Source organism: Martelella sp., from assembly GCF_984369615.1.
In genome coordinates, this window is the sequence record NZ_CFHTCS010000014.1 from 13,895 (window position 1) to 30,230 (window position 16,336).

General features: G+C 58.5%; 18 protein-coding genes and 3 pseudogenes. 16 read left to right on the forward strand and 5 right to left on the reverse strand.

The features are described 5' to 3' along the window. Positions 1 to 5: 5 nt before the first annotated feature. Together AC5DC2_RS02545 and AC5DC2_RS02550 are read left to right on the forward strand one after the other, a co-directional pair. Positions 6 to 1,250 carry a cytochrome P450 gene (locus AC5DC2_RS02545; protein WP_024706832.1) on the forward strand — a complete coding sequence of 415 codons (1,245 nt, stop codon included), beginning with the start codon at positions 6 to 8 and terminating at the stop codon, positions 1,248 to 1,250. A 93-nt stretch (positions 1,251 to 1,343) separates the two neighbouring features. Beyond that, positions 1,344 to 2,201, forward strand: coding sequence for a fumarylacetoacetate hydrolase family protein (locus tag AC5DC2_RS02550; RefSeq protein ID WP_024706831.1), 858 nt, complete (start codon positions 1,344 to 1,346; stop codon positions 2,199 to 2,201). A gap of 60 nt (positions 2,202 to 2,261) precedes the next feature. Here AC5DC2_RS02550 and AC5DC2_RS02555 read toward each other — a convergent pair whose 3' ends face one another. Beyond that, positions 2,262 to 2,795 (reverse strand): MarR family winged helix-turn-helix transcriptional regulator, encoded by a 534-nt coding sequence (locus tag AC5DC2_RS02555; protein WP_024706830.1) that lies wholly within the window; start codon positions 2,793 to 2,795, stop codon positions 2,262 to 2,264. A gap of 179 nt (positions 2,796 to 2,974) precedes the next feature. Here AC5DC2_RS02555 and AC5DC2_RS02560 point away from each other — a divergent pair, with 179 nt between their 5' ends. Next, the gene (locus AC5DC2_RS02560; RefSeq protein WP_024706829.1) at positions 2,975 to 3,289 is read left to right on the forward strand and encodes an IS110 family transposase; all 315 of its coding nucleotides are present in this window, start codon (positions 2,975 to 2,977) and stop codon (positions 3,287 to 3,289) included. A gap of 31 nt (positions 3,290 to 3,320) precedes the next feature. Here AC5DC2_RS02560 and AC5DC2_RS02565 read toward each other — a convergent pair. Further along, a pseudogene (locus AC5DC2_RS02565) lies at positions 3,321 to 3,529 on the reverse strand (IS66 family transposase); the annotation flags it as partial. A 323-nt stretch (positions 3,530 to 3,852) separates the two neighbouring features. Here AC5DC2_RS02565 and AC5DC2_RS02570 point away from each other — a divergent pair. Continuing rightward, positions 3,853 to 3,975: a hypothetical protein gene (locus tag AC5DC2_RS02570; protein ID WP_265105939.1), complete on the forward strand. Its 123-nt coding sequence runs from the start codon at positions 3,853 to 3,855 to the stop codon at positions 3,973 to 3,975. Here AC5DC2_RS02570 and AC5DC2_RS02575 read toward each other — a convergent pair. Both AC5DC2_RS02575 and AC5DC2_RS02580 read right to left on the reverse strand, forming a co-directional pair. Continuing rightward, entirely contained in the window at positions 3,944 to 4,339 is a 396-nt protein-coding gene (locus tag AC5DC2_RS02575; protein ID WP_081725684.1) for a transposase, read from the reverse strand. The two genes, AC5DC2_RS02570 and AC5DC2_RS02575, sit on opposite strands and share 32 nt — an antisense overlap. After that, on the reverse strand, positions 4,336 to 6,699 hold the full coding sequence (locus AC5DC2_RS02580) for a thiamine pyrophosphate-binding protein (RefSeq protein WP_024706827.1): 2,364 nt from the start codon (positions 6,697 to 6,699) through the stop codon (positions 4,336 to 4,338). Before AC5DC2_RS02580 ends, AC5DC2_RS02575 begins: the two co-directional genes overlap by 4 nt. Before the next feature lie 128 nt (positions 6,700 to 6,827). Here AC5DC2_RS02580 and AC5DC2_RS02585 point away from each other — a divergent pair, with 128 nt between their 5' ends. From AC5DC2_RS02585 to AC5DC2_RS02630, 10 genes are all read left to right on the forward strand, one after another. Next, positions 6,828 to 7,292, forward strand: a complete 465-nt coding sequence (locus AC5DC2_RS02585) for an Lrp/AsnC family transcriptional regulator (RefSeq protein WP_024706826.1) — start codon at positions 6,828 to 6,830, stop codon at positions 7,290 to 7,292. Between the two features lie 326 nt (positions 7,293 to 7,618). Beyond that, the gene (locus AC5DC2_RS02590; protein WP_197489620.1) at positions 7,619 to 7,795 is read left to right on the forward strand and encodes a hypothetical protein; all 177 of its coding nucleotides are present in this window, start codon (positions 7,619 to 7,621) and stop codon (positions 7,793 to 7,795) included. Beyond that, entirely contained in the window at positions 7,731 to 8,093 is a 363-nt protein-coding gene (locus AC5DC2_RS02595; protein WP_210057216.1) for a 2Fe-2S iron-sulfur cluster-binding protein, read from the forward strand. Before AC5DC2_RS02590 ends, AC5DC2_RS02595 begins: the two co-directional genes overlap by 65 nt. Positions 8,094 to 8,139: 46 nt before the next feature. Further along, positions 8,140 to 9,204 carry a gentisate 1,2-dioxygenase gene (gtdA, locus tag AC5DC2_RS02600; protein WP_210057218.1) on the forward strand — a complete coding sequence of 355 codons (1,065 nt, stop codon included), beginning with the start codon at positions 8,140 to 8,142 and terminating at the stop codon, positions 9,202 to 9,204. Positions 9,205 to 9,281: 77 nt separating this feature from the next. After that, on the forward strand, positions 9,282 to 10,277 hold the full coding sequence (locus tag AC5DC2_RS02605) for a dihydrodipicolinate synthase family protein (RefSeq protein ID WP_024706824.1): 996 nt from the start codon (positions 9,282 to 9,284) through the stop codon (positions 10,275 to 10,277). Further along, positions 10,274 to 10,870, forward strand: a complete 597-nt coding sequence (locus AC5DC2_RS02610) for a 2-hydroxychromene-2-carboxylate isomerase (RefSeq protein WP_024706823.1) — start codon at positions 10,274 to 10,276, stop codon at positions 10,868 to 10,870. Before AC5DC2_RS02605 ends, AC5DC2_RS02610 begins: the two co-directional genes overlap by 4 nt. 33 nt (positions 10,871 to 10,903) lie before the next feature. Beyond that, entirely contained in the window at positions 10,904 to 11,809 is a 906-nt protein-coding gene (locus tag AC5DC2_RS02615; protein ID WP_024706822.1) for a VOC family protein, read from the forward strand. 100 nt (positions 11,810 to 11,909) lie between these two features. After that, entirely contained in the window at positions 11,910 to 13,115 is a 1,206-nt protein-coding gene (locus AC5DC2_RS02620) for an NAD(P)/FAD-dependent oxidoreductase (protein WP_024706821.1), read from the forward strand. 76 nt (positions 13,116 to 13,191) lie between these two features. Further along, positions 13,192 to 13,854 (forward strand): OmpW/AlkL family protein, encoded by a 663-nt coding sequence (locus AC5DC2_RS02625; RefSeq protein WP_081725682.1) that lies wholly within the window; start codon positions 13,192 to 13,194, stop codon positions 13,852 to 13,854. A 65-nt stretch (positions 13,855 to 13,919) separates the two neighbouring features. Beyond that, entirely contained in the window at positions 13,920 to 14,522 is a 603-nt protein-coding gene (locus tag AC5DC2_RS02630; RefSeq protein ID WP_197489621.1) for a glutathione S-transferase C-terminal domain-containing protein, read from the forward strand. A gap of 2 nt (positions 14,523 to 14,524) precedes the next feature. Here the strand turns inward: AC5DC2_RS02630 and AC5DC2_RS02635 are convergent. After that, positions 14,525 to 14,698, reverse strand: a pseudogene (locus tag AC5DC2_RS02635) (IS21 family transposase); the annotation flags it as partial. An 89-nt stretch (positions 14,699 to 14,787) separates the two neighbouring features. Between AC5DC2_RS02635 and AC5DC2_RS02640 the strand changes: the two are divergent. Together AC5DC2_RS02640 and AC5DC2_RS02645 are read left to right on the forward strand one after the other, a co-directional pair. Beyond that, positions 14,788 to 14,952, forward strand: a pseudogene (locus AC5DC2_RS02640) (acyloxyacyl hydrolase); the annotation flags it as partial. 114 nt (positions 14,953 to 15,066) lie between these two features. Continuing rightward, positions 15,067 to 16,320: a glycosyltransferase gene (locus AC5DC2_RS02645; protein WP_024706818.1), complete on the forward strand. Its 1,254-nt coding sequence runs from the start codon at positions 15,067 to 15,069 to the stop codon at positions 16,318 to 16,320. Positions 16,321 to 16,336 lie beyond the last annotated feature (16 nt).

Below are 16,336 nucleotides of genomic sequence, written 5' to 3' on the forward strand. Positions count from 1 at the left end.
AAAGAATGACCGGAGACACGAAAATCGATCAGAGGATTGTAGAGAAAGCTCGTGCTTTCAACCTCTTGTCCCCGCCGGATGACTATTTCGACGATCCAAGCAAATATTTTCGTCTTTTGCGCGATGGTGACCCGGTTCACCAGCAAGAAGACGGCACCGTTCTTTTAACCCGCTACGACGATGTGCGCCAGGTATGGCGAGACCTGTCAGGTCTCGTTTACAAGGGCGAGTATTTTGAGAAGAAATTCGGCAAGGGGCCCCTGCTTGAGCATCACACATCGACGATGCTGTTCCGTGACAACCCCGATCACGACCGGTTGCGCGATATCGTCAACCCCTTCTTCTCTCAGACGTCCATCAAGTCTCTGACAGACTTTACCCAAGACGTGATTGATCGTGAGATCAAGAAGGTCAAGCAAATGGGCGAGTTCGATTTCGTGCGAGATTTCGCGTTCCGGATCCCGGTAGCACTTATTTGCAGGGTCATCGGCGTTCCGGTTGAAGATGCCGACTATATCCAGGGCGTGGGGCGCAAAGTGCTTTTCCCACTTAACCCGCAGGTGCCGGCCGAAGCAATCAAACAGGGCCATGAAGCGGTCACGGAGTTCATGGGCTATCTGCGACCTTTTCTCGATGAGGTCAAGGCGCGCGCCACGATCGACCCGGCCGAGAGTATCCTTTGCGCGATGGCTGCGGCTCAGCGTGAGGGCGTTGAAGTCAGCGACGCCGAAATCCTGCATATGTGCATCGTGACGCTCAATGGCGGCCATGAGACCACCACAAACCTCATCTCTCAGGCGGTGCATTTCCTGATGGACGACCCCGAGAGCAAACAGCAACTGCGTGAGGGCGCGGTCCCTCTGCCTACGGCACTCGAAGAGCTGATTCGCTTCATCACACCGCTTCAGCTTCAGGGACGGCGCACGGTGAACGATGTGGAGCTTGCCAGTGGAAATGGCACGATCCCGGCTGGCACCGAGGTGGTTCTTGCCCAAGCCTCGGCGAACAGGGACGAGCGGATCTTCGAGAACCCCGACAAGCTTGATCTTGCGCGGCGTCCGAACAATCATGTCGCGTTTGGTGCGGGGATCCATGTCTGCCTGGGTCGACCACTTGCGAGGATGGAGGCGCCGATAGCCATTGCCGCCGTGCTGAAGGAACTACCGACCATGGTCCGCAACGGCGAGACACGCTTTCAGCGCAGCACGCGGTTCAGGGGGTTGGAGCAATTCCCGGTACGGCTGGCTTGATCCGCGATGACCGCGGGCATTGAGGTATTCTCATGATAACGGGCAATCCATGGGTGGCCCGCTATCATGGGCGCAAGTTGATAAGGAGAAAAAATGAAGATCTGTCGCTTCCACAAGAACCGTATCGGTCTTGTTCAGGACGGTGAGGTTGTCGATGTAACCTCGGCCCTCGACCTCTTGCCGCAGGTGCGCTACCCGTTGCCGCGGTATGACCCGTTGATCGCCCATCTCGATCAACTCAAGGAAGCATTCTTTGAGGCTGCCAAGACCGGAGAGCGTCGGCTCGCCCTTGAGCTGGCTTTCGATTCACCCATTGCAAACCCCGGCAAGCTTGTCGCGGCGCCTGTGAACTACGTCAAGCACCTGGAAGAGGCGCGCGCGCAGAAGGATCTACACCAAGGCAATGCAGCCCAGGTGCGGGTGATTCACGAGACGGGCCTGTTTCTAAAGGCCACCAGCAGTCTTATCGGCCCCTCCGAGCCGGTGACGCTGCGCTTCCCTGATCGCCGCAGCGATCACGAAATCGAACTCGCGGTCGTCATCGGCAAACGCGCCGACCGGGTGTCGGCGGAGCGCGCGCTGGAGCACGTCGCAGGATATGCGATCGGGCTTGACATGACGGCGCGCGGCGCCGAGGAGCGCAGCATGCGCAAGTCCATAGATAGCTATTCGGTGCTGGGTCCGTGGCTTGTAACTGCCGATGAAATCGTCGATCCGTCCCAGCTCGACTTCGAACTGAAGGTGGACGGCGTCACCAGGCAGAAGGCGAATACGCGTGATCTTGTGCTGAGCGTGCCGGAACTCATCGAGATGGCCAGCCGATTCTATACACTGGAAGTGGGCGACGTCATCTTCACCGGGACGCCCGAGGGAGTCGGGCAGGTTGAGCCGGGCAACAAGATCCATGCCTGGATTGACCGGATTGGATCAATGGAGATCGACGTCACCTGAAGTCGATAAAAAACCGGCCATCACCGCTTTGGGTGGCCGGTTTCAATCCCTGTGGCTGTGTCAATTCATCTCGGATTCCAGCGCTGCGGGAATTGATGGGCGCGTGTTCTTACCTGTAGCCTGAAGAAATACCGTAAGCGTTGTAAGTAGCTGATGTTGCTCCTCAAGAGCGAGATCATCCAACAGCAGCGACCTCAACCTTTCGACACGACCGAACGCCTTGGCGTAGAGTAACTCTCCGGCGGGAGTGAGGTCCAGCAGTTTCTGTCTTTGATCCGTATCACTCTTCTTGATCCGAAGCAAACCTCGCCTCTCGAGAGAGCTCGCTGTTCGTCCGCAACTGGCCTTGTCAACTGCGGCGCGCCGGGCCACTTCCGTAACTGAAAGGCCTGGGAAGCTGTGCGTTGTTGCGATAATGATCCAGCTCACAGGCGATAGCTTCAGGCCAGCCATGGCCTCGTCAAAAGCATACAGAAAGACTTGGTAGCTACGCCGAATCAGATGCGCGGGATGATCAGTAAGAACTCGAAAATCGTCTTCTTTTCCCGTGGTTTCGGCTGGTTGACGCTCGATCAAACTTTCGTTGCCCAACAATCTCTTTATTCTCACCTGTCCACCTATGGCGCAACACCGTTTGATGCTGCCTGCAATCTAGAGCTATCAGAAGGACATGAGGCCTTCTGATAGGAATTGATACAAGCTATGCGGAGAAAGACCAAGCAAATAAAGGCGTCACTACACGTATCTTCCGCATTTTAAGGTTCATCGGGGACATGCGAGCTAAGTGGCAGCCGCTCGACGAGCGTATCGATGCTTTGAATGACGATCTGTGTGAGCATGCGCGGACTGACGAAGCTGTGAACCGTCTGACCTCGATCCCGGGCATCGGCGTCCTTGGCACGACTGCGCTCGTTGCAGATGTTGGAGACGGTGAGGCGTTTCGCGAAGCCCGCGACGTCCCAGCTTGGCTCGGTCTCGTGCCGAAGCAGATGACGACAGGCGGGAAGCCGCGGCTACTCAGCGTCACCAAGCGGGGCAATATCTACCGTAAACGCTCATTTCCATGCGCGTTGACGCGGTCCGCTTGACCGGACGGGCGTGTCCTCCGGTGGCTTTTGATCAGGTAGCGGTAGTTTTGGCGAAGTTGAAGGACAGCAAATCAGTGATGTCGGCGTCTGTGGCGCGCTGTGGCAATTCGCTGAGGACATAGCGCAGTAGGCCAGGCGTTCGATGCCGCAGGCGCGGCACGTCAGCATCGGACTGTAGACAGCACTTGCCCTGGCTCCGTCCACGGTGTCGCTGAACAGCCAGGATTTTCTGCCGGTAGCAATGCCCGTTAATTCTGCCCATGTCGGCGATGAAGTCGAGGTCTATTATCGCTGGCATCCGTATTTCGCCCAGAGGGTTTCCATTCGCCGCGTCGAAGAACTCGCGACAGGTCGGTTTTTGAAGCTTTTGGGGCCGACGTGTGTCTCGATCTCGATTTCTGGATGATTGATCCTGTGGTGTGCAGCGGCATGAGCATGGGAACGGCACGCGCCGATCCTGCGGCGCTGATCGAACTGAACAAGCCGGTCACCGGTGGCGACGAGCCTGCACTCTTCCGAGGTGGACTCGTCCATCGAGCTGCGACCTTCAAGAAGAGTTCCCCGTGGACAGGAACCTTCTCTTCCAGCCGCACCCGGAGGTGGTCGCCGACGACCACGGCATCCAGCCCAAGCGCTTCACGCAGGCTTCATCGCTCAGATGGCGGCGATGTAGCATGTTGCTGTGAAGTTGGTTGCGAGCTTGTCATATCGAGTTGCGACGCGTCTCCAATCCTTGAGGCGGCAGAAGGTGCGTTCGATGATATTCCTGCGCTTATAGGCCTCAGGGTCGAAGGGCTGGATCTGTTTTCGGGTTGGATTGTTGGGGATCACAGGCTCGGCACCGCGCGCGATGAGGAAAGTGCGAAGCGCATTGCTGTCATATGCAGTGTCGGCGGCACATAGATTGCGAAAGAACCCTGATCGTCGCGCTATAAGGCGATGCGATAGCGGCGACCGTATGTGATGAGTTTGGATTGGTGGAAGCGACCAGTCCGATGTTGTTAACCTACATCCGTCAAGGGGGAGGCGCAGAATCTCAGATGAATTCAGACATAGCGCCTGACGTCAGGGCCGGGCGTCAGGCCCATGACAAGGTTGGCAATGCTGCGCGCGTCTATGCCATAATGACGATAGAGGTCGCCGATTGTACCGGTCTGGCCGAAATTCTCGACGCCAAGCGAGATGGCGCGATGGCCTTTGACGGAACCCAGCCATGCCAGCGTTGCCGGGTGCCCGTCGATGATCGTTACGATCACGCAATGTGGCGGCAGTTGCGCGAACAGCCGTTCAACAGTTGACAGGGCTTGCGCGTTCCCGTGCGCCCGTGCCCGTTGCGCTGCGGTCCAACCCGAATTCAGGCGGTCAGCTGATGTTACAGCCAGAACCGCAACATCACGGCGGTTTTCGCCAAGAATGGCAGCGGCCGAAATTGCCTCGGGTGCGATGACGCCTTGATAGGCGATGACCACTTCGCAATTCGGCCCTGGCTTGCGCAGCCAATAGCCGCCGTCGATGGCCCCTTGACGAAAGGCGTCGTCATGACGCTTGCCGGGCTGCTCAAGCGGGTTCGTCGATAGGCGCAGATAGACAGACCCGCCGGTCTCGTCTCGAAGCCAAGTGCGTTCGTCCACATAAGCTTCGCCATCCCTTTGCAGATAGTCGAGGGCCCAAGCCATTATGACTGCCAATTCGTCGGCAAAAGCGGGTTCGAAGGCCGCCAGCCCATCCTGCGCAATTCCAATCAGCGGCGTTCCGATGGATTGGTGCGCACCGCCTTCCGGAGCCAGCGTGACGCCGGACGGAGTCCCCACGATCATGAAGCGAGCGTCCTGATAGCAGGCATAGTTCAGCGCATCGAGGCCGCGATAAACGAAAGGATCATAGACCGTTCCAATCGGAATCAGCCGTTTGCCGAACAGGCTGTGCGACAAGCCCGCCGCTGCTAAAAGGAGAAACAGGTTCATTTCTGCGATGCCGAGTTCGATATGTTGCCCATCAGGCGTGAACTCCCATCTCGCGGTTGAAGGGATGCGGTGTTCGGTGAAAGTATCCGCCTGCGCCTTCCGCGCAAACAGCTTGCGCCGGTTGACCCAAGGTCCCAGATTGGTCGTGCCCGTCACATCCGGCGATGTGGTGACAATCCGCGCGGCAAGTTCACTGTCCCCCTTCGACAGGTCATCGAGGATCTTACCGAAGGCCATTTGGGTGGAAATCTCACGGAAGGTTGAAAGCTCGATGACGGGCACCGGCAGTTTCGTGTCGTGATGGCGGCGGCGGCCCTTGCTGAAGAAGGGCGCCCTGTCCAGATAGCTCTGGAACGCCTCAGGGTCCGCAATGGTGGCGAACTTGTCCCACTCTTGGCCGGTGGGCACGCCCATATGGCTCTGCCAGCTTTCAAACTGGCTCTTGGTCATCAAACCGCCGTGGTTGTCTTTGTGGCCCGCAATCGGCGTGCCCCAGCCCTTGATCGTATAGGCCAGAAAACAGACCGGGCGATCATGGTCGATGGCGGCAAAGGTCTCCGCCATGGTTTCCACGCAGTTTCCGCCAAGGTTCTCCATCAGGGTCGCCAGTTCATCGTCGGACCGGCTGTCGATCAGCCGGGTCACATCGCCCTGATCGCCCAAATCCTCCATCAGCCGCTTGCGCCAGACGGCCCCGCCCATGAAAGTCAGCGCCGAATACAGCTGGTTCGGGCAATCATCGACCCAGTCACGCAGCGCGCGGCCCCCCGGCTCTGCAAAAGCCGCGCGTTGCAGCCGCCCGTATTTGACCCGCACGACATCCCAACCGAAAGCTTCGAAGATCGCCTCGACCCGGGCAAAAAGGCCCTCGCGCACGATACCGTCCAGCGACTGCCGGTTGTAGTCGATGATCCACCAGCAATTGCGAAGATCATTCTTCCAGCCCTCCTGCAACGCCTCATAGATGTTGCCTTCATCAAGCTCGGCATCGCCGACCAGCGCCACCATGCGCCCAAGGGGCAAGGTCTGGCCCCAGGACTTCGCCGAGATGTAATCCTGGATGATCGCGGCAAAAGAGGTGATCGCCACACCCAGACCAACCGACCCCGTGGAGAAATCCACATCATCGACATCCTTGGTGCGCGAGGGATAGGATTGCACGCCCTCAAAGCCGCGGAAGTTTTCCATTCGCGCAAGGTCCATATTGCCCATCAGATATTGAATCGCATGGAACACCGGCGAGGCATGGGGCTTCACCGCGACCCGGTCCTGCGGGCGGAGCGCCGAGAAATAAAGGGCGGTCAGTATCGAGACCATCGAAGCCGAAGAGGCCTGATGACCGCCGATCTTGATGCCGTCCACCTTGGGGCGGATGTGGTTGGCATGATGGATCATCCAGTGGGACAGCCACAACAAGCGTTGTTCGATAGTCTTGAGATCGGTCATCGCGACTGTTCCTGAGGATTAATTCTTACGGGCATACTATCTTCACGAAGGCGCGTTTTCCCGGCTATTATGAGCGCATCATTCCTGATAATTGGCTCGTATCGCCACGAATGGAGAGATTTGCGCTGATGCCCGCCAAACTAGATCACTTCGATTCAGAGATCCTGCGCGTCCTGCATAATGATGGCCGCCTTACAATCAACGATTTGAGCGCCCGGATCGGCCTGAGCCCTTCTCCAACCGCCCGCCGCCTGCGCCATCTGGAAGAAATCGGTGTCATCACCGGCTACGCCGCACTGATCAACGAGGCCACCCTCGGTTTCGGCTTTACGGTCTTTGTCTCGGTACAACTGGACAAACAGGTGGACGAGGCGCTGGCCACGTTTGAGGCCGCGATTGCCACCTTCCCCCAGGTTGTCGACTGCTGGCTGATGACCGGAAACCGGGATTACCTGCTGCGAGTAGCCACCACCGGGCTGGAGGAATTCGAGCGCTTCCTCGTCGGTCGCTTGACGAAAGTCCGAGGCGTGGCGTCGATAGAATCCTCAATCCCGCTGCGCCGCGTCAAGGCAGGTCTTGGACGGATTGTTTAGGCTCACGTCCTGCACGCTTCACGCATTTCCGAACATGACCAAGCAGATGCTAGTGATCAACATGACCTACTGCCTGTTTCGTGAACCCTGACATCATGCTGCAGCCATCTGTAGTGGGCTGCGACCGGCGCGTTCGTGGCCGATCATCAGCGCCACATCATGGATCGTGCGAAACAGGAACAGGCGTACGAAACGGCGAAACCATTGCCATGACGGAAAATGCACCGGCGGTCCAAGGTATGGTCCCAGAGTATCAATCGGCTTGACTACCCGTGGGAAGATATGCATAAGAGATAGTGTGCATGCTTAATTCTCGGACGCCGTTGTTGGATTACTATCCTGGGGTGGAGGCGATCGTGAAAAGGGCGGGCGAATGGAGGAATAGGCGCATCTTTACGGTTCCGAAATGTGCGGCGCTGCGCGCCCTTGGTGAGGATTATGGCCGTATTGAACGATTTTGCGGGGAGGAGAAGGCCGGTGGCGATCCAAGTGGTGTTTATTGATTCGGCGGGCGAACGGCGTGAGGTTTCGTCGCAAGAAGGGCAGTCGTTGATGGAGGCCGCAACTATGGCGGGTGTGCCGGGCATTGACGCGGATTGCGGGGGAGCGTGTGCGTGCGCCACTTGTCAAGTCTATGTCGATGCCATTTGGCTCCCTCTACTTCCACCAGTTGGGGAAGGTGAATCTAGTATGCTGGAATTTGCGGCCAATCGGCAGGACGGCAGTCGGCTTGCTTGTCAGATACGGCTCGCCCCGAATCTTGACGGCCTCACCGTTACCACCCCGGAATTCCAGTTCTGATATGTATGTGACGCTTTCTGTCTGAGGGCGCAAAACGGAGGATCATATGTCGCTTACCGAGAAGCCTGTGGAAACCGCGGAACGAAGGTCGTTCTACGACAAAATCGACAGCAGTTCCTATACTGCGCTCTGGACTGTGCTGTCGAATATCATCACGCCTGAGCCCAGGAGCGGTTGCGTGCCGCATCTTTGGCATTTCGACGAAGCCAAGTCCTATCTGCTGGAAGCTGGCGGGTTGATCACCGCGGAGGAAGCCGAGCGGCGTGTTCTCGTGCTGGAAAATCCTGGGCTGCGCGGCCAATCCCGGATCACGACCTCGCTTTATGCCGGCCTGCAGGTCGTCATGCCGGGTGAGGTCGCCCCTGCACACCGTCATAGCCAGTCGGCCCTGCGCTTCGTATTGGATGGTTGCGGCGCGCATACCTCGGTCGATGGCGAGCGTACAGTCATGCAGTTCGGCGATTTCGTGATCACCCCGCCCGGTGCTTGGCATGATCACGGCAACGACAGCGACGCGCCGATGATCTGGCTCGACGGTCTCGACATTCCTATCGTGTCGGTGTTCGACGCCTCCTTCGCTGAAGAGCATCACGCGGATCAGCAGCCAATCACCCGCCAGCCCGAAGACAGCACCTGGCGTTATGGCGCCAACATGCTTCCGGTCGATTACGAACCGACCAGAGTATCGTCGCCAATCTTCAACTATCCTTACGAACGCTCGCGCGAAGCGCTTGACCACCTCTTGAAGCAGGGGGAGATCGACCCCTTCCACGGTATCAAGATGCGCTATATCAACCCGGTGGACGGCGGCTGGGCCATGCCGACGATTTCGCCATGCTTGCAGCTCCTTCCGAAGGGGTTCAAGACGCAGCCTTACCGATCGACCGATGCGACGGTGTTTGTGGTCACTGAAGGAACCGGTCGCAGTGTCATAAACGGCAAGACCTATGAATGGGGTCCGAAGGATCTGTTCGTGGTTCCGAGCTGGCACACCGTCACGCATGAGGCGGATAGCGATGGCGTAATGTTCTCTTACTCCGATCGCGTTTGTCAAGAGAAGCTTGGGCTTTGGCGGGAGGACCGAGGAAACGCGGTTCCGCTCAACGCATAGTCCGATGGGTATGGCGTGCGTTGGCCGCGCGCTTGCCGATCCCGACAGAAAATCCACGCAAATCGGAATATCAATTCATGAAACATGAACTTCTCACGGTCGATGACGTGACGGGTTGCTGGGCAATCATGCCCACGCCGTCCAAGCCCAACGCTTCGGACCCGAGCGCAGAGGACACGGTCGATCTGGACGAAACTGCTCGCGTCGTGGAGGCTCTAATCGCCTCGGGCGTGAACGGGATTCTCTCTCTCGGTACCTTGGGGGAGGGCGCCACTACAACCTGGGACGAGAAGCGCGGTTTCATGCAGACGCTCGTCGAGGTGGGGCGCGGCCGCGTTCCCATCTTCGGCGGCGCGACCGCCCTCAATACCCGCGACTCCATCAGCATGACCAAGGCCGCGCGCGAGATCGGGCTTGACGGGGTGATGCTGGGGCTTCCAATGTGGGTGCAGCCTGATGTGCCTACTGCTGTTCAGTTCTTTCGTGATGTGGCCGAAGCCTGCCCGGACATGGCGATCTGTGCTTACGCCAACCCCGAGGCATTCAAGTTCGAGTTCCCGCGTGCCTTCTGGGCGCAGATCTCTGAAATTCCGCAGATTGTGTCCGCAAAGTACATAAACACCGCTGCGCTTTATACCGACCTGAACCTGACCAAGCGCCGTATTCGACTGATGCCGCTTGATGTGGACTATTATGCCGCCGCCCGGCTCGACCCTGAACACTGCACAGCGTTCTGGACCAGTGGTGCGGTTTGCGGGCCTACTCCGGTGATCCAGCTTCGGGATCTTGTGGCGGAGGCGGTGAAGAGCGGCGATTGGACCCGTGCCAAAGCACTGACCGACAGAATTGGCCTCACATATCGGACACTCTTCCCCAACGGTTCGTTCAAGGAGTTCTCAGTTTACAACATCGGTATTGAGAAAGCCCGTATGGACGCGGCAGGCTGGATGGTCGCGGGGCCTTGTCGTCCGCCCTATCATCTGGTTCCCGAGACGGTTCTGGAAGGCGCGCGGGAATCCGGTCGGCAATGGGCAAAACTAGTTGCCGAGCTTGAGGCAGAGGGCGGAAAGTGACAGGTCGGCAGCTTGACTTTTACTTCGACTTCATGAGCCCCTTCGCCTACCTGGCATTTCACAAGGTGCCGGAGCTCTGCAAGCGATACGGACTGGAATTTCGCCCTCATGTCGTGAACCTCCCCCAACTCAAGCTCATGGCGGGGAACACCGCCCCACCCAATGTCAGCCTTCCGTTGAAGATCCGCTATCTGAGCAAGGATCTCGACCGTTGGGCTGAGAAATATGGTGTGCCTTTGATCTTCCCGAAGTCGCTCGCCTCCGAGAAGCTCAACAAGGCTTTCCTCTATGCATTGGCTAAGGGCGAGGGCGAAGTCTTCATCCGCGCTGGTTGGGACCGGGTCTGGGGCGAAGGTGCAGATCTGGCCGACCCTGCGTTGCTGGCTGAATTGGCGAATCGTTTGGGCTGGAGTCCCGAGTCGCTTTCGGCTTGGGTTTCTTCGCAGGAGGCCGCAGACCAATACGAGGCTAGCACGCAAGCTGCGCATGAGGCCGGCGTGTTCGGTACGCCCACGATGATCGTGGGAGATCAGATGTGGTGGGGCAACGACCGCCTCATGTTCATGGAAAGAACGCTCCAACAGGGGCTTTGACATCAATGCCATCCATCCAAGGGGAGGAATATTATGGCTCTTCAAAAACTGTCGCACGCGCACTTGTGGGTTAAGAACCTCGATGAGTCGGTGCGGTTTCACACCGACGTATTGGGGCTCGAGGAAGTCGCCCGGCAAGATGGCACTGTCTACCTGACGTGCGGTACCGATGGAACTTACGACGTGGCCGTAACCGAAGGTGGTACGGGCGTCATCAGCTTTGCGATCGCTGCGGATGATGAGGAAGACCTCAAGCAGTACAGCAAGCGCGTTTCTGACGCTGGTGTCCAGGTGCGGGCGATGACGGACAGCGATCCGGGCGTAGAGAAAATCATCGAGTTTGACCTGCCGCCCCAGAAGCAGAAAATGCAGATTGCGCTTCTGCGATCCGAAGCGCGCAAGCACTACTACAATCCGGCTGCGCGCAAGGCCAACCACCTGAGCGGACTGGCGCCGCTTGATCTCGACCATGTCACGCTGCGCGTCGGACCGGATGCGACGCAGACGATCGAATTCCTGACCAAACATGTCGATTTCTATGCCGCTGACATTGTCGAGTTCCCAGGCGGCGAGGGGCGTCTTGCGGCCTGGATGCATGTCGGCGACTATCATCATGACGTGGCGATGTTTGCTGGTGCGCCTCATGAGACGCTCGACCATCTCGCATGGACGATCCCGAACCTCGAATACATGAAGCTCATGCTCGATCAAATCGCACGCGGTGGGATAATGACTGAAGCAGGCCCGGGTCGCCATGGCGTGGGTTCGAATCTTTATTCCTATTTCTTCACGCCGGATGGCAACCGCTATGAGCTTTCGGGCGAAATGCCGCGTTGTGTGGACCGCAAGGCAGGCCCGTTCATTTGGAAGGCCGACCAGCCGGGCATTTTCAGTTCTTGGGGCGCTCCGTTCCCCGAGAGCTTCAAAGAGGGTTCCTAACTCAGGGCAGGAACGCGCCATAGGCGCGGACAAGTAATCAGCGGATGACGCGTAGCACAGGACTTCGCGTCATCCGCATTATTGACTGAGGAAGACCCCGATGGAACGTATCATCATCATAGGCGGCGGCTTGGCTGCAGTGACCGCGGCGAAAACGCTACGAACAGAAGGCTTCGAGGGCGCCGTCACGATCCTCTCGGAGGAACGGCACCTTCCTTATGACCGACCGCCGCTGTCGAAGGCGGTGCTTCAGGGTGCGGCGGACGCACAGAGCACCTGCCTGCTGAAAGCCGAGGTAGCGCAAAATCTCGCCATCGACCTTCAGATCAACCAACGCGCCGAAGCAATCGACCGGGACGCGCAGGTTGTTCGGCTCTCTTCGAGCCAACGCCTGCCCTATGACCGCCTGCTGATCGCGACCGGTAGTCGCGCCCGCACGCTTGATGGCCCCTTCGAGGGCAAAGGCAATGTTTTCTATCTGCGCACCATTGATGATGCGGAGTGCTTGCGCGCGCAAATGGTGCCAGGAAAGCGCCTTTTGTCGATCGGCGCGGGTTGGATTGGTCTTGAAGTTGCGGCAACAGCCCGCAAAAGCGGGATGGAGGCAGTGGTCGTAGAACTCGCCGACCGACTCTGCGGTCGGAGTCTGCCACCGGATGTCGGCGTCGCTTTGGCTGATGTCCACCGTAGCAATGGCACCGTGATCCACTTGAATACCTCGATCGTGACGGTAGGCGGAGAGGATCAGGTTGAAAGCGTGACGCTATCAAACGGGGAAATGCTGGCGGTCGACGTGGTCGTTATCGGTATCGGCGCGATAGCTAATGATGCCATTGCGAGGGAGGCTGGCCTTGAGACCGGCAATGGTGTCATCGTTGACGAATTTCTGCGTACGTCCGACCCGCTGATTTACGCGGCCGGTGATGTGGCGGCGATGCGTGTTGGCGATGGCCAGCCGACACGGATGGAATCCTGGGCCAATGCGCAGGACCAGGCCGCCGCCGCCGCACGAAACATGCTGGGGAAGAAGGAGCCCTATGCAATCAACACTTGGTTCTGGTCTGATCAATACGACCTCAACATCCAGATGATCGGGGATAACCAGCCAGAGGGGGGAACTATACTTGTGCGGAAGGGCGAAGGAAGGTCGTTCACGCGTTTCGCGGTCATCGGCGATGTGCTGGTAGGTGCCATCTGTTTCGGCGCGCCACGCGACATGGCGATCGTTCGCCGTCTCATCTCGAAGGGCTACGCTGTCACGGACGATTCTCTGATCACAGCAACTGACCTGCGTAAACTGCTGTAAACATAGAAGGCTACCCTACTACGCGAAGTGCGGGCGACAGTATCAATAACAATTTGATACATCAGGGAGGAAAAATATGCGTCAAGTTTGTTTTACCGCTACAGTTGGAGCTTGTCTGGCTCTGGCGCAGACCAGTGATTCTCGGGCACAGGAAGCAGACCAAAACGGCTGGTATCTCCGGGGCGGACCCGTGGGGATATTCTTCAGCCCCGGAGCCGATCTGTCCGTCGGAGGTGCACCATTTCCGGGCGCCGATGTTTCGGTCGACGACAACTACTCGTTGAGCTTCGATGTCGGCTATCGCGTCAACGAGCAGATTTCCGCCACCTTCACATTCGGAATCCCACCTACCGCAGAGATTCGCGGCGACGGATCCCTTGCTGGAGCATATCTCGGGGACGTGACTTACGCCCCTGCGATTCTTGCGCTCCAGTATCGGTTTCCCACCGGGAATCCGATGTTCGAGCCCTATGTTGGCGCGGGTATCAATTACACTATGATACTGGACTCGAAAGCGCGCGATGTTGCCGGATTCGATGTGGATAACGCTTGGGGCACCGTCCTTCAAGTTGGTTTCGAAAGCATGATTGATGAGCGATTGGGCGTATACTTCGACGTCAAGAAAATTTGGCTAGAAGCCGATGTCGGCGGCACATTGGGCGTTGGCGGGCCGGCGGCGGCAGGAAAGGCGACGCTCGATCCTCTGCTTGTCGGTACTGGTCTGATCTGGCGTTTCTGAAACACGACCTCCGGCACCAGTTTCAGGGTATCTGTGCCGCAACTCCATGTAAGGGAAATACTGTGATGATGGAACTCTACTACATGCCGGCGGCCTGTTCGTTGGCTGCTCACATCAGTTGTCTGGAAGCGGGCTTACCCGTGACCTGCCGGATGGTTGTGATGGACCCGTCTGGGAACAAGGTCGAGGGTGAGGATTATACCAAGATCAATCCACTCGGTCTGGTGCCGACGATCGTTGATGGCGAGACTAGGCTCTCTGAAGTCGCCGTGGTGCTGCAATACATTGCGGACAAGGCCGACGGGAAACTCGGCAAAGTGACGGGAGAGGAGCGCTGGAAGCTTCTCGAAACCCTGAACTTCATCGCCACAGAGATTCACAAGTCGCTAGCGCCGCTGTTTCGTGCCGATCTGCCAGCCGAAGCCCGTCCCTTCTTCGAGAAAATGGCCACCGGCCGTTTGATCGAAGCGCAGAACCGCATCGGAGATGCCGGTTATCTGGTAGGCGACAGTTTTACGGTGGCCGATGCCTATCTCTTCACGGTGCTCGGCTGGTGCAACTTCCTCAAGATGGATATGTCTCTATGGCCGAAGCTTGGCGAATACGCGCGGCGGATTGGTGGCCGACCGTCTGTCCAGCAGGCGCTTAAAGAAGAAGGGCTTGCATAACCTCTCGCCACTATCCAGCGCTCGACGTTCAGCACGACACCTTCGACCTTGGCCTTGTCACGCGGTTTGCGGCTTCTGGTCGGTGGGACGGTCGTATGGTAATGTTCGGCCATTGCAGCGAAGGTGGCATTGAGCGTTGGTTCGAACCACAGTGCCTTGGCAAAGCCCGCCTTCATCCCAAGTCTCCAGCGCTTGCCGAAGCCGTTCTGGCACGAATCAACGGTCAAGAATACCGGGATTCAATGGGGTGTAGGCGGCGCGTACACTGGGCTGCCGTTTCCTGTTCCGTTAATATGTCGCCGCCGGTTACCGTATCGATCCGCACTGGAGTGGCATCGTGCAAGTCGCGCACGCATCGCATGCCAATCTCTGCGACGGTCCCAATGACGGTATGGCACGGGCCGGGGTTCAGGTCGGCTATAAATTTTGACGATACATTCATTGGCAGTGGGTGTCATTACCAAAACTCTGTGCACGTGCGATTGGCGCGCAGCACACGCTCTCGCCTTGCATTGTGCCGCCGGCGCGCCATAGAAGTATCGACATGAATATAGCGATGTTTACCAATACCTACACGCCGCATATTGGTGGGGTCGCCCGCAGCGTGTCGGGCTTGGCGGAGGAACTGCGGGCGCGAGGTCACTCGGTCCTCGTCGTCGCGCCGGAATTCCCCGACATGCCGGAAAACGAGGTGGGCGTGATCCGGATGCCGGCGATCCAGCGCTTCGCGGGCAGCGACTTTTCCGCTCCCGTCCCGATTACCCTGACCCTTGCCGGAAAGCTGGACGAGTTCAGGCCCGATATCATCCACGCCCACCATCCGTTCCTGCTCGGAGATACCGCACTTCGCATCTCGGCATCCCGCAACCTGCCGGTCGCCTTTACGTACCACACGCGATACGAACTCTACGGCCACTATGTCGCGCAGGATTCGCCGGCCCTGGAACGGCTGGTACTCAGCCTCGCCCTCGGCTATTGCGACCTCTGCGACGCCATCATCGCCCCGAGCGAGAGCATCAAGGTTTTCCTGAACGAGCATGGAGTCGCCGTGACCGTCACCGTTATCCCGACGGGGATAGAAGCGTCCCGTTTCGACCATGGTAACGGCAAGCGCATCAGGGCCGAACTCGGCATCGGGCCGGATGCCTTCGTCGTTGGGCATGTCGGGCGTCTGGCACGGGAAAAGAACCTCGGCTATCTTACGGACGCCATCGGCCTGTTCCTTGCTGCTCATGACGGCGCTCATTTTCTGGTTGCGGGCGGTGGCGACATGCAGGAGCCCATGCGGGATGCTTTCGCGCGTTCCGGGCTTGCCGACCGGGTTCACCTGCTGGGGCCGGTCGAAGGCGAACGATTGTCCGACGTTTACGCCGCGATGGACGTCTTTGCCTTCTCGTCCCATTCCGAGACCCAAGGACTGGTGCTGGCCGAGGCGATGACGGCCGGGGTGCCGGTGGTGGCGTTGGAGGCGCCCGGCGCTCGGGAGGTTGTCGTGGATGGAAGCAATGGCCGGCTCTTGCCTGCGGACGCATCAGCCGCTCGGTTCGCAGAGGCGGTCGGATGGGTCGCAGAGCTCTCGGTGGCGGACAGAGCACCCCTGATCCAGGTGGCGCGCACGACCGCGGCGACCTATTCGCGCCCTGAAGCTGCCCGCCGGACGTTGCGCCTGTATGAAACCCTGTTGGACGGGCATCGCGAGGTGAGGTCATTGGATGATAGTCCGTGGGCGGCTGCGAGGCGCGCCCTGGCAACGGAATGGGTGAACCGCCCCGGGTTTGCCGGAGGCTCCAACTCTTGAGTAGGATGGAGCATCA